14 protein-coding genes are annotated in these 12,333 nt (G+C 64.1%); 8 read left to right on the plus strand and 6 right to left on the minus strand.

The window, feature by feature from the left end; genetic code table 11:
- Nucleotides 1–16: 16 nt before the first annotated feature.
- The 6 genes from RID42_12540 (at nt 17) to RID42_12565 (ending at nt 4,239) form a co-directional block, all read left to right on the plus strand.
- Entirely contained in the window at nt 17–1,147 is a 1,131-nt protein-coding gene (locus RID42_12540; protein MEQ8248498.1) for a cysteine desulfurase family protein, read from the plus strand.
- A complete protein-coding gene (locus tag RID42_12545; protein ID MEQ8248499.1) occupies nt 1,144–2,316 on the plus strand; it encodes an aminotransferase class V-fold PLP-dependent enzyme in 1,173 nt (390 codons plus the stop codon). The genes RID42_12540 and RID42_12545 overlap by 4 nt, the downstream gene beginning before the upstream one ends.
- A gap of 22 nt (nt 2,317–2,338) precedes the next feature.
- Complete coding sequence (locus tag RID42_12550) at nt 2,339–2,653, plus strand: 2Fe-2S iron-sulfur cluster-binding protein (protein MEQ8248500.1); 315 nt, start codon at nt 2,339–2,341, stop codon at nt 2,651–2,653.
- Nucleotides 2,653–3,057 carry a TfoX/Sxy family protein gene (locus RID42_12555; protein MEQ8248501.1) on the plus strand — a complete coding sequence of 135 codons (405 nt, stop codon included), beginning with the start codon at nt 2,653–2,655 and terminating at the stop codon, nt 3,055–3,057. The genes RID42_12550 and RID42_12555 overlap by 1 nt, the downstream gene beginning before the upstream one ends.
- Nucleotides 3,058–3,185: 128 nt before the next feature.
- Complete coding sequence (locus RID42_12560; GenBank protein ID MEQ8248502.1) at nt 3,186–3,452, plus strand: DUF2277 domain-containing protein; 267 nt, start codon at nt 3,186–3,188, stop codon at nt 3,450–3,452.
- Between the two features lie 7 nt (nt 3,453–3,459).
- A complete protein-coding gene (locus RID42_12565) occupies nt 3,460–4,239 on the plus strand; it encodes a c-type cytochrome (protein ID MEQ8248503.1) in 780 nt (259 codons plus the stop codon).
- Between the two features lie 5 nt (nt 4,240–4,244).
- Here the strand turns inward: RID42_12565 and RID42_12570 are convergent, their stop codons facing one another.
- Nucleotides 4,245–4,430 (minus strand): hypothetical protein, encoded by a 186-nt coding sequence (locus RID42_12570; GenBank protein MEQ8248504.1) that lies wholly within the window; start codon nt 4,428–4,430, stop codon nt 4,245–4,247.
- A gap of 328 nt (nt 4,431–4,758) precedes the next feature.
- Between RID42_12570 and RID42_12575 the strand changes: the two genes are divergently transcribed.
- Entirely contained in the window at nt 4,759–4,965 is a 207-nt protein-coding gene (locus tag RID42_12575) for a cold-shock protein (protein MEQ8248505.1), read from the plus strand.
- 497 nt (nt 4,966–5,462) lie between these two features.
- Here RID42_12575 and RID42_12580 read toward each other — a convergent pair whose 3' ends face one another.
- The 5 genes from RID42_12580 to RID42_12600 all read right to left on the minus strand — a co-directional run bounded on the left by RID42_12580 (nt 5,463) and on the right by RID42_12600 (nt 11,321).
- The gene (locus RID42_12580; GenBank protein MEQ8248506.1) at nt 5,463–5,876 is read right to left on the minus strand and encodes a methyltransferase domain-containing protein; all 414 of its coding nucleotides are present in this window, start codon (nt 5,874–5,876) and stop codon (nt 5,463–5,465) included.
- Complete coding sequence (locus tag RID42_12585; GenBank protein ID MEQ8248507.1) at nt 5,837–6,139, minus strand: hypothetical protein; 303 nt, start codon at nt 6,137–6,139, stop codon at nt 5,837–5,839. Before RID42_12585 ends, RID42_12580 begins: the two co-directional genes overlap by 40 nt.
- Nucleotides 6,140–6,162: 23 nt before the next feature.
- Entirely contained in the window at nt 6,163–8,769 is a 2,607-nt protein-coding gene (locus tag RID42_12590; protein MEQ8248508.1) for an EAL domain-containing protein, read from the minus strand.
- A gap of 146 nt (nt 8,770–8,915) precedes the next feature.
- Nucleotides 8,916–9,707, minus strand: coding sequence for an enoyl-CoA hydratase-related protein (locus RID42_12595; protein ID MEQ8248509.1), 792 nt, complete (start codon nt 9,705–9,707; stop codon nt 8,916–8,918).
- A gap of 21 nt (nt 9,708–9,728) precedes the next feature.
- Entirely contained in the window at nt 9,729–11,321 is a 1,593-nt protein-coding gene (locus tag RID42_12600) for a DEAD/DEAH box helicase (protein ID MEQ8248510.1), read from the minus strand.
- Nucleotides 11,322–11,474: 153 nt separating this feature from the next.
- On the opposite strand from RID42_12600, the gene RID42_12605 reads away from it, so the two are divergent.
- Complete coding sequence (locus RID42_12605) at nt 11,475–12,170, plus strand: alpha/beta fold hydrolase (protein MEQ8248511.1); 696 nt, start codon at nt 11,475–11,477, stop codon at nt 12,168–12,170.
- The last annotated feature ends 163 nt before the right edge of the window (nt 12,171–12,333 follow it).

Genomic DNA, 12,333 nt, shown 5'->3' on the forward strand with positions numbered 1-12,333 from the left:
CCGGGTCCGTTGTGCCATGACGGCCCCGCGCGTCTATCTCGATCACAATGCGACAACCTCGGTCTGCGCCGAGGCCCGCGCGGCCGTCGCCGACGCGCTCGAGCGCGTTGGCAATCCGTCGTCGGTCCACGGCGCCGGCGCCGAAGCCCGCCGCATCGTCGAGCAGGCGCGCGACCGTGTTGCACTGTTGGTCGCCGCCGGGTCCAACGAGGTTGTCTTCACCAGTGGCGGAACCGAAGCCAATAACCTCGCATTACTCGGTGTTGATCGTCATCTCATCGTCGCGGCGAGCGAACACGATTCGGTACTGGCGCCTGCGCGTCGGGCACCGCGCGGCGTGACCGTTGTCCCGGTCGATGCCGCCGGAGCGATCGATGTCGATGCGCTGCGCGGCGCCTTGGCCGCGAACGAAGGAGCCCTGGTGTCGTTGATGCTAGCCAACAACGAAACCGGCGTGTGCCAGCCCGTGGCCGAGGTCGCCGCCCTGGCCCGTACGGCGGGCGCGCTGGTCCACTGCGACGCCGTCCAGGGGCCGGGCAAGCTGTCCGTCGACATGGCGGCGCTAGGCGTCGACCTTCTTACCCTGTCGGCGCACAAGTTCGGCGGACCGATGGGCGTCGGCGCCCTGGTCGTCCGCAAGGGCGTCACAGTTGCCGCCCTCCAGACCGGCGGCGGTCAGGAAAGTTACCGCCGCGCGGGCACGCAAAATGTGCCGGGGATCGCGGGTTTGGGTGCCGCTGCGGCGGCCTTAACCGCGAGCGATCCAGATACGGCCCATCTGCGAACCCTGCGCGACAGGCTCGAAACCGCGTGCCAAGCAATGGGGGCACAGGTCATGGGTCAAGCCGCGCCGCGTCTGCCCAACACAAGCTGTTTGACAATGCCAGGCGTTTCCAGCGAAACCCAGGTCATGGCCTTCGACCTTGACGGTATTGCGGTAAGCGCGGGCGCGGCCTGCTCGTCGGGCAAGGTCGGTCCGTCCCACGTTCTGGCGGCAATGGGCATTGCGCCCGATGTGGCGGGTGCGGCGATCCGCGTCAGTCTTGGACACGCCACGACCGCCGCTGAGATCGACAGGTTCATCGACGCCTGGACCGTCCTTTACCGGCGCAAACAGACGGGCGACGCCCTCCGCCGCGCCTCATGAGCGACGGTCGCCCGATTTACCTCGACCACCAGGCGACGACGCCGCTCGATCCGCTCGCGTACGACGCCATGCGCCCGTTTCTCGAGGAACGCTTCGGCAATCCGCACTCGACACAACACGCCTACGGCCACGAAGCCGAAATCGCCGTCGAGGCCGCGCGCGCGCAAATCGCGCATGTGATTGGGGCGGACCCGCGCGAAATCGTCTTCACCTCAGGGGCAACCGAATCGAACAACTTGGCGATCAAGGGGGCAGCGCGGTTTGTCGGCAACCGGCGGCGGCATGTCGTTACGGTGGCGACCGAACACAAATGCGTCTTGGAGTCGGCCCATGCGTTGGAGCGCGAGGGCTTCACCGTCTCGGTCCTGCCGGTGCAGCCATCAGGCTTGCTCGACCTCGCCGTCCTAGATGCCGCGATCACCGACGACACCGTGCTGGTGTCGGTGATGGGCGTGAACAACGAGATCGGTGTCATCCAACCCTTGGCCGAGATCGGTGCCCGTTGCCGCGCCCGCGGCGTTTTGTTCCACACCGATTGCGCCCAAGCCGCCGGCAAGATCCCCCTCGATGTCGAGGCCATGGCGATCGACCTGATGAGTCTGTCCTCCCACAAAATGTACGGTCCCAAGGGCATCGGCGCGCTCTATGTCCGCCGCCGCCCGCGCGTGCGGCTCGACCCGTTGCTATCCGGCGGCGGTCAGGAGCGGGGGCTTCGCTCGGGAACGCTGCCCGCGTTTCTCTGCGTCGGATTTGGCGCCGCCTGCGCCGTCGCCGAGGAGGTCATGGACGACGAACGCGATCGCTTGGCCGCCTTGGCGGCGCGCCTGTTGGAGCACATCCGGAAGATTCCCGGGACATACTTGAACGGCGATCCCGAGCGGCGCTGGCCCGGCAACCTCAACATCGCCTTTGCCGGGATCGATGCGGAAGCGTTGTTGGAGACCCTTGCCGCCGACCTCGCGGCGTCCACCGGGTCGGCCTGTAGCTCGGCGGCGGTCGAACCCTCGTATGTTTTGCGCGCCCTTGGCCTTGACGACGGGCGGGCGGCCGGATCGATCCGGCTCGGTTTGGGCCGCTGGACCAGCGCCGACGAGATCGACGCCGTCGCCACTCGATTGGCTGCCGCCGTACAGAACTTGCGCGCCGGCGCACAAGTGTCCGCGGCCTAGCGGCGTGCGCCTGACCTTCATCATGCCCGACGGCATCCGCCGCGACTGCGACGCGGCGGTGGGCGAGACCGTCCTCGCCGTCGCCCAGCGCAATGGCATCGCCGAACTCGAAGGGGCCTGCGAGGGCGCGATGGCCTGCTCGACCTGCCATGTGATTGTCGCCGAGGACGACTACGGCCGGTTGCCCGAACCGACCCAGGAGGAGGACGACATGCTCGATTTCGCCTACGGCCTATCGCTCACCTCGCGCCTGGGATGCCAACTCGTTTTGACCGACGCCCTCGACGGCATCGTCCTGCAGGTTCCGACCGAGCGCTACAACGCGTTGCTCGACTGATGCCGGTTAGCCCGGATTTCCGTGTATTCGTCCTCGATCAATTGGCGGGCCTCGACCCCATCGAAAAGCGGATGTTCGGCGGCATCGGGTTGTTCGTCGACGGGTTGATGTTCGGCATCGTCTCCGGCAGCGACGTCCTCTATCTCAAAACCGACGAAGCGATTGCCGCGACCGTCGCTGCGGCGGGTGGCGTCCCGATGCAATACACCCGCGCCGGCAAGACACGGGATATGAGCTACTCCACGGTGCCGGCCGACATCCTCGACGACCCCGAGGATCTTCGCAGTTGGGCGGAGAACGCCATCGCCGCCGCTCACCGCGCCGCTGCTGCGAAGCGTTCGCCCACGCGGACCAAAAAAACGCGGCCGAAAAAGCCCGCGAGTTCCGAGAAGAAGTCCTCCTAGTCTTTGGTTGGCGTTGCCGCACTACCGGCGCGCCGCAACGGCATGGCACGCTAGATGATCCGCATCCGACGGGAGCGCGTCGGGACGAGTCGCGCTAGACTGGTCGCTCCTACGATAAGGAGGCGTCAATGTGCCGGAATATCAAAACGCTGTTCAATTTCGAACCGCCCGCGACCGATGACGAAGTAGCCGCTTCGGCGCTTCAGTTCGTCCGCAAGCTGAGCGGCTTTTCTAAACCGTCCAAGGTCAACGAGGCGGTCTTTAATCAAGCCGTCGCCGATGTCACCGAAATCGCCCGGCGGATGATCGACTCGTTCGAAACCGCGGCCCCCGCCCGCAACCGCGACGACGAAATCGCGCGCGGCAAGGCGCGCGCGGCGGCGCGGTTCGGGTAGAACGCGCGTGCGTACACTGGTGCGACGTTTGCGGCAGGCCTGCGGCGCGGCGGTTGCTCTCGCGATTGCCGCCGCCCTGTTCGGGTCCCCCGGTGTCCATGCCGCCGAGCGGGCACCGGGCATGTCGAAGGAGCGCGGTATTCCGGTCGCGTGGCAGGAATCGATCGGCGGGCAACTCTATAGCGATTGGCCCCGCGTCCTGTTGTTTCGCGGTCCTTTCACCAAGCACCCCCTATGGAAGGGAGACGCCGCGGCCCTCAATACCGAAACGTGGCGCTGCGTGAACTGTCATGGCTGGGATTACCGCGGCAGCGCCGGTGTCGGCGGCGATCTCGGCGTGGCCCCGAATGTACCGGGCCTGCGTCACTTGGTCGGCGCCAGCCGGCGAACGATCGTCGACGGGATCCGCCACCAAGATCACGGCTTCGTTGCGGACCAACTCTCGTCGGAGGCGCTCGCCTACTTGGTGAATTTCCTCATCGACGGCCAACGCGCGGTGGTTGACCTCGCGGCCCGTGCGCGCGAGTCGGGTGCCGATGTTGCTGCCGGCGGCGATCGCTACCGCGCGGTGTGTCAGGTCTGTCATGGCGAGACCGGCACCCAACTGAATCTGGGCACCGAGCGGGCGCCGGCCACGCTGCAAATCTTGGCGCGAACCAACCCTTGGAAGTTTCTCCATGGTATGCGCTTCGGCCACGCCGGGGTCATGCCGGCGTTCGTCCTCCTGGAGGAGGGGGAATTCCTGAATGTTCTCGCCTACGCGGCCCAGAGCCTCGACCCGGATTAGGGGGCCTAGCTATCGTCCGACGGCGCGGAGTCGGTGTCGGTGTCGGATGCTTCGCTCGCCGTTTCGGGCCCGTCGCCGGGTTGTCTCTCGTCGGCCTTGGCTTTTTTGGCCTCGGCCCGCGCGGCCCGTTTGGCGGCTTTGTTTTTCTCGCGTTCCCGCCGTTCGTGACCGTAATTGGGTGTCCGGGCCATCAAAGCTCCTTTTTGCTATGCGCAGCCTTTCGGCGGCGTTCGTTCAGAAATCGCGTCCCCAGGGGCCGAAATGGACCGAAACCCAGGGGGTTAGGACCTTAGGGCCACTGTTAGGGGGAATTTCCTCGCCCGTCAAACCTGCACGATTTGAGTTGATTTCTGCCCCCAGTGGCTCAATATTGATTCCATCAGACTGCGAAAGCCCCGGCGTATCTCGCTTCGTCGCGCCGACTAAGACGTCATACTACCTGGAAATTCGTTGAACTGAGACCCACTTGCGCTGTGCGCCGGTGGCTTTGCTTTGACCAAAAGAATTGGAAGATACGCTATGAAAGGGACCGTCAAGTGGTTCAATCCCACCAAAGGCTACGGCTTCATCAGTCCGGAGTCCGGTGGTAAGGACGCCTTCGTTCACATTTCCGCCGTCGAGCAGGCCGGCCTCTCGACCCTCAATGAGGGTCAAGTGGTCGAGTTCGAACTCGAATCGGGCCGTGACGGCAAACAGTCTGCCGCTAATTTGCGCGTTTCGAACTAGTTCGTTTTGCGCGATGAAAAAGGGGCCCTCGGGCCCCTTTTTTGTTGTCCGGAAACGATAGGCTTACCCCAGGGCACCCGAGCGCCACTGGGACGAAGATTTGCACTGCCGGCAGACCCGTTCCCCGGCCCACGTGCTCTCGAACTGGGTGTGGCACATCAGGCAGCGACGGGTTTTCGGCGTATGAGAGATCTCATCGTCGATTTCGTCGGCGTGGCTGTGGGCCGTCTGAATTTCCTTCGATGTCGCGCGCAACGTGGGCTCCTCCGCTTGGCGGTTTGTTGGACCTGATCGGGGCCACGTCTCCGCTAGACGCTGCCGTGCCGCAATGCAGCAAGATCGACCGAGGCCGGTATTATGGCTTCTGTGGTGCCGCGCGGGTCTTCTGCGAAAGGGCTTGCAGGTGCACGAGCGCCACGGCCATTAGATGGACCCGATCAGGATTTAATACAAGAAGATTCGCAAAAACCCAGGGAATCCGGTGCTTTCACGCCTGCCTATTTTTTGCGCAAATCCCATATAACGGCCATCGGAATGCCAATCAGGGCGGCGCGAAAGGCCGCCACCGCGTTCTGGCCAAGTCCAGCCACGAATGCGGCGCTCATCGCATCCGCGTCGGCTTCGCGAAAAGCCGGTTCGTGCAGGTCGACGATGGCAAGGCCGGCGCGGTCGAAGGCCCGGATGTAGTCCGATATCGTGTAGTCGGCGTTGTGGATCGATCCAACCGTCGTTTCGTCCAGGGAGAAATTCGGGTGGGCTCCGAGTGCCGCATTGAAGGGGTGAACTTCGGTAACCACCACGCGCCCGTCAGGCCGAGCCGCCCGGGAAAGTGCAGTCACCGCGCGGTCCAGGTCGGCGGCGTGGGTCATGGCTAGCGCACTGACAACGAGATCGAAGGTCCCATCGTCCACGGGAAGGTCTTCTCTTGTTCCCGGAGTATGAGCGGATTGTTTCCTGCGTCGTAGGAAGCGGCCCACCGGTCGTAACCGTCGAGCGCTTCGAGCCGGTGCACCGTCATGGTGGTGCTTGCCGAGTCGCCGTCGATCGCAGCCTTTGCCATCGCCATCCAGTCGACCAGGTCGGTGTGATCCCGGCGGCGCCAATGGCGCAGCATCCCCAAGGCGAGGATCCCGACGACCAGCGGCGTCACGGTAGTTTCGACCGGCTTGCTCACCGCAGGGCTCGGTTTCCCAGCTTCTAATCGGACCCGGCATTGAGCAGAACGACCTTGTCGCCCCCGCACAGCGCGATCAGCTCTGCCGAGGGGACCGCAGGGGAGAACAGATAGCCCTGGCCTTTGGTCACGCCGACCTGACGCAACAGTGTGCGCTGGGTCTCGGTTTCGATTCCCTCGGCAACGAGTTCCAGATCGAGGCCCTCCGCCATTGCCGTGGCCGCCCGCACAATGCTCAACGTGCGGCTCGCGGGGGCCATGCCGTCGATGAAGCTCTTGTCGATCTTCAGCTTGTCGACCGGGAAATCTTTGAAGTAGCTGAGTGTCGAGTACCCTGTACCGAAGTCGTCGACCGCGAGCTTGAGGCCCAGGGCGCGGAGCGCCCACAACAAACTCGTGACGTCCACGCTGTCGCGGAACAATGCGGATTCGGTGAGTTCGAGTTCTAGCCGGTGCGGCGCCAGACCGGTTTCATCGAGGGTCTCGCGGATGAGGTCGAAGAGCCCACCGCGCCGCAGTTGTAGGGCCGAGACGTTCACGCCAACCATCAGGTCTTGGTTAGGCCAACTCATCGCGGTACGGCAGGCTTCCCGGAGGACCCACGCCCCGAGATCGACGATCAAGCCGCTCTGCTCGGCAATCTGGATGAATTCGCTCGGGTCTTGGACGCCGAGGACCGGATCGTTCCACCGCAACAACGCCTCCGCGCCGTAAATGGATTTGGTCGCTAGATCGACCTGGGGCTGGAAGTGGAGTTGAAATCCGCCTTCACGGACGGTTCGCGCCAAGGCCTCTTGGACCTCCATCTTACGGCGGACCCGGTCTCCATGCGCCGCCACATAAAGATTGTGGCGCTGGCGTCCGGCTGACTTGGCCTCATACAGAGCTGTGTCGGCGCGTTGCAGCAGTAGGCGCGCGGCTTCGATCGGCGGCATCGTGCGCGCTTCGTCGTGGTCCAGAACCGCGGTGCCGATACTGACGCCGGCGGTAACGTCGCGATCGTCGATCGAAAAGGGCGTGCCCAAGCGCGCGATAAGCCGCTCGGCCAGTTGGCTCGACTCCTGCTTTCCGGCACTGCGCTGGATAATGCCGAACTCGTCGCCCCCCAACCGTCCGAAAACATCGTTGCGGTGGACGACTTCGCCGATCCGGCGGGCGACGTGTTGCAACAGTGCGTCGCCGAGCTGATGGCCAAAGCTGTCGTTCACATCCTTAAAGTGATCCACGTCCAGATACAGCAAAGCCAGAGGCCGACCGGCCTCGACGCTCCATTCCACCGCGCGGGTCAGTTCCTCTTCCAGTAGGGCGCGGTTCGGCAAATTTACCAACGGATCGTAATAGGCGAGGCGATGGAGACGTTTTTCGACCTCTTTCAGTTCGCTGATGTCCCGAGCGGTGATCGCCGCGCCGATGATACGGTCACCGTCGCCGACTATCGGGGAACCTGTCATCGAGACGTTCACCGTCGTGCCGTCCTTTCGGCGCCGCACCGTATCGTTTTCGTATTGGACGATGCCTTGGTTCAGGTCGCCGACCATCCGGGTCAGGTCCGCCGATTGATCGTCGGTCCACAGCATCGACACATGCTGCCCGACGACCTCGGCGGCAGTGTAGCCGAACAATCGCTCGGCGCCGGTGTTCCAACTTGCGATCCGCCCATCGACGTGGCGGCTGAAAATCGCCTCGCCCGAGGACTCCACAACCGAGGCCAGCCACCGCCGCCGGCGTTGGGTGCGAACGATTGTCCGGCCTAAAAGGGCGAGCATCGCCGCAATGGCGGAGAAGACGACGACGAAGAGGCGGACGCCGCTCCACCACGGTGCATAAATCGCATCGGCATCGAGGGCCGAGAACACCAAAATCGGGATATCGGGCAGCCGGCGATAGGCCTCGAATCGCTCGATGCCGTCCACCGAGATCTTCATGGCGTGCATTTGCAGTCCGGTATCGAGTTGGATCATGGGCGAGCGCAGAATGGTGCCCCCCGTGCGGTCGCCCTGTCGGACGAGGACTTCACCCCCCGGCATGGCAAGCCCGACGTCGCTGCCCGACCGGATGTTGATGGTTCTGTAGAAATTCTCGAAGTAGGCCTTGGCGATTCCTGTGCGCAAGATTCCGCCGCCACCGCCCGCCGGGCCGTCAAACGGCATGTCGACAAAGACAAAGGATTGGTTGGCGCTGACTCTGAAGCCGTTCTCGGGCGCAATGCTGTCCGGTCCAAAAAACGAGTCGGTGGTCATGTCGGCGCCGTTTCCGGCGATGACTTGGCCGCTCGAATCAAATATCGCGAAGCGGTTGATGCGGGGGGAGGAGGTGCCGATCCGGGCCACGAACGCGTCTAGCCGTTGGTCGGCCTCGGTCAACGCGACGCCATTCAAAAATCCGACGGCGACCGTCATGGCTTGGACGACCTCGCGTACGGTTTGCCGAGCGTGTTCCTCGACAATCTGTGCATGGTTTTCGACGTAGAGAAGGGCTTCACGTTCCGCGTCGGCGCGGCTATTCCAAAGCGTAAGACCGCCGATCAACGCGACGCCGGCCACAGCGGCAACCGCAAGAAGAAGCGGCGATCCCGAGAGCCCAAGGTTGAAGAGAAACGCGGGCCGCTTTCGATTCGACGAATCGATCATATTCCATCCTGGCGGCGGCGTGGCCCCGCACCGCCGGTGGTTATTTCGCCGCGGACCCTAGCACGATCCCCACCGGCGGTTGAACAAGAATGCGTCAATCCTCGTGAGGATGAGGGGTCTGTGCAGGCCCCGGCTCGGACTAGCCGCTATTTGCCTTGCCAGTTGGGTTTACGTTTTTCCAGGAACGCGGCGATCCCCTCGGCCTTGTCGGCACTGGGGTAGAGCGACAGGTTGGATTTGCGCTCGTACGCTAGACCCGCGTCAAGATGGGTTTCGTAGGCTTGCAGGATGGTTTCCTTGGCGACCCGCGCGGCAAGCGGCGGCATCGCGGCTATCTTGGTCGCCAGCGCGGTCGCCCGCGCGATCGTTTCGGCGGCTGGCACCACTTCGGCGGCGAGGCCGAGCCGGTGGGCCTCGGCGGCGTCGATGAATTCCGCCGCCAGAATCACCTTCATTGCGACGGATTTGCCGACCTGCCGGATGAAGCGTTGAGTCCCGCCAAGACCCGGAAACAGGCCTAACCGCAATTCCGGTAAGCCGAATTTCGCCGTGTCGCCGGCAATAATGATGTCGGCCAGCATCGCGAGCTCGCAGCCGCCGCCCAGCGCATAGCCGTTCACCGCCGCGACGACCGGTTTGGGGAAGCGTTCCATGGCATCCCAATTGCCGAACCGTTCGTCGGCAATCCCGCCGTACATGGGACGGTTTTGCAGTTGGCTGATGTCGGATCCGGCGGCAAAGACCTCGGGGCCGCCGGTGATCAAGACGCAGCGCACCGTATCGTCCTGGGCCGCGTCGTCGAGCAAGGTCCGCAACCGGCCGAGCAACGTATTTGAAAACGCGTTCTTCACCTGGGGCCGGTTGAGCGTCAGGGTCAGCACCCCGTCATCCGGTCCGCCGACCAAAATTTCACTCTCGGTGTGCCCGTCTGCCGCCATGGTCGCCTCGATGAAGGGGGGTTAGCTCGTTTTTCTACGCCGACGCGGCTTTTTCTCGTCGCCGTCGCCGTCGCCGCCATCGGCATTGTCAACGTTCGCAGCCGGGATCCCAGCCATCAAGAAGGCGGGGACGTGGTCACCAAGTCCGACAACCGCTTTGTCGTCGCGGTCTTGACGGTCTTGACGGTCGCGGCGGGGGTGACGCGGTTCGCGCTGCTCGGACTGCCGTGCGGCGGGTTTCGCCGATGTTTCTTGCGGTTGGGAAGATTCCCGCGGCGCCGCTGCGGCCGCTTCGCTTTTCGGTGCGGCGTCCGAGCGGCTGCGCCGTCGTCTGCTACGCGGTTTGGGTGCGTCCTCGGCGGCATCTTTGGTGGGCTCCGCCGCCGCTGCCGTTGGGGCGGTTTTCTCGGCCGGCGCATCGCGTTTGCCCGATCGCCCACGACCGCTGCGGCTCTTGCGGCCTCGCTTTTGATCTTCGTCGGGTTGGCCTTGCTCCAATCCGGGCAAGCTGCCCATCGGGATCGCGCGCCCGATCAGCGTCTCGACCTGGCCGACATATTTAGCTTCTTCGTGGGTTGCCAGCGTGATCGCGCGCCCGACCATGCCGGCGCGACCGGTGCGGCCGATCCGGTGCACGTAATCTTCGGCGTGGGTCGGCACGTCGTACAGAAACACGTAGGGCAGCCCCTGGATATCTAACCCGCGCGCGGCGACGTCGCTGCACACCAAAATGGTGAATTCACCGCGGCGGAATTTCTCCAGCGTTTCGGTCCGCGCCGGCTGCGACATGTCTCCGTGCAGTTCGAGGGCGTCGTAACCGTGGCTCTTGAGTGACCGCGTGAGCACACCGATATCGCGTTTGCGATTACAAAAAATGAGGGCGCTCGGCACCTCGTGTTGCTTCAACAACGACCGCAGCGCCTCACGCTTATCGGCGGCATCGACGTAGATTAACATTTGGTCGACCGTTTCCGCGGGCGAGGCGGGCGGGGCGACCGAAACCGACTTGGGGTTTTGCAAGAACCGGTCGGCCAGCCTGCGAATCTCCTTCGGCATGGTCGCCGAAAACAACAGGGTCTGGCGCAGCGGCGGGGCCAGTTTCACGATCTTTTCGACATCGGGGATGAAGCCCATGTCGAGCATCCGGTCGGCTTCGTCGATAACCAGAACCTTGATCCCGCCCAGCAGCAAACCGCCGTGCTCGGCGTGATCGAGCAACCGGCCGGGGGTTGCAATCAACACGTCGACGCCGCGATCGATCAGGCGGACCTGTTCTTCCATCCGCACGCCGCCGATCAGCAACGCGACGGTCAGTTTGTGATACTTGCCGTAAACCTTGAAGTTTTCCTGAACCTGCGCGGCCAATTCGCGGGTCGGTTCCAAGATGAGCGACCGCGGCATCCGCGCCTTGGCGCGGCCCGCGGCCAGGATATCGATCATCGGCAATGTGAACGAGGCGGTCTTCCCGGTCCCGGTCTGTGCCGTACCCAACACGTCGCGACCTTGCAGGACGATTGGGATCGCCTGTTCCTGGATCGGAGTGGGTTGATTGTAGCCGGCGTCCGCGACAGCCCGAAGGGCTTCGTCGCTAAGCCCGAGTTCCGCAAAACCCATGAAAACCCGTAGCTTGCGGATGCAACCGCGAATGTGACCTCATTGGGCGCAGCGATACCTTAATTGTGGGGGGCGGTCAAATCGTGGCCTCGGTGCCGTTTGGCCGTATTGCCCGGACTGTGCGGCCCCCCACGCCGATGCTATGACACCCCGATGACCGATCTCGTCCTGATCCCCGGACTCTTGTGCAACCGGGAATTGTGGGCCCATCAAATCGCACACTTGGCCCATCTCGCCACCGTCTCGGTGGCCGACGTGACCCAGGACGATTCGATCGCCGCGATGGCGATACGTCTCCTGGACAAGGCCCCCGCACGGTTTGCCTTGGCCGGTCTGTCGATGGGCGGCTATGTCGCCCAGGAGGTCGTGCGGCAAGCGCCGGACAGGGTCGTGCGCCTGGCGCTCTTCGATACCTCGGCCCGGCCCGACACCGACGATCAGCGCGACCGCAGGCGCGGACTGATCGACCTGTCGCGGCGCGGTCAATTCAAAGGCGTCACCCCGAGGCTCCTGCCGTTGCTGATTCACCCCGATCGGCTCGACGACACTCTGTTGGTCGGGCGGATCGCCGCCATGGCCGAAGACGTGGGGCAGGCGGGGTTCGTGCGTCAGCAAACCGCGATCATGGGACGGATCGACGGCCGCCCGTTGTTGCCGCATATCGCGTGTCCGACCCTTGTCGTCGGCGGTGAGGACGATCTCATCACCCCGCCCGAAGTCGTCCGCGAAATCGCCGACCTCATTCCCGGCGCGGCCTGTCACCTGCTGCCCCACTGCGGTCATTTAGCGACCATGGAAGAGCCCGAGCGAGTCACCGGCTTGATGGAAAGTTGGCTATCCGCCGGGTGAGCCCCCCTGTGCGCCCCGGCACCCACTCGAGATCGGCGACAGTCTGCGCGCGCGCAGGGGTTCGAGCCACGGCGCGCCTTTCCCTACGATCTTTACATTCGTGTAGCCGGTGTTTTAATTGACCGCGACGGTCGTACCCTCCATTCCTGCGCACGGCCCAGTA

This window comes from Alphaproteobacteria bacterium (genome assembly GCA_040216735.1).
In the GTDB taxonomy this organism is placed as follows: Bacteria; Pseudomonadota; Alphaproteobacteria; order SHVP01; family SHVP01; genus CALJDF01.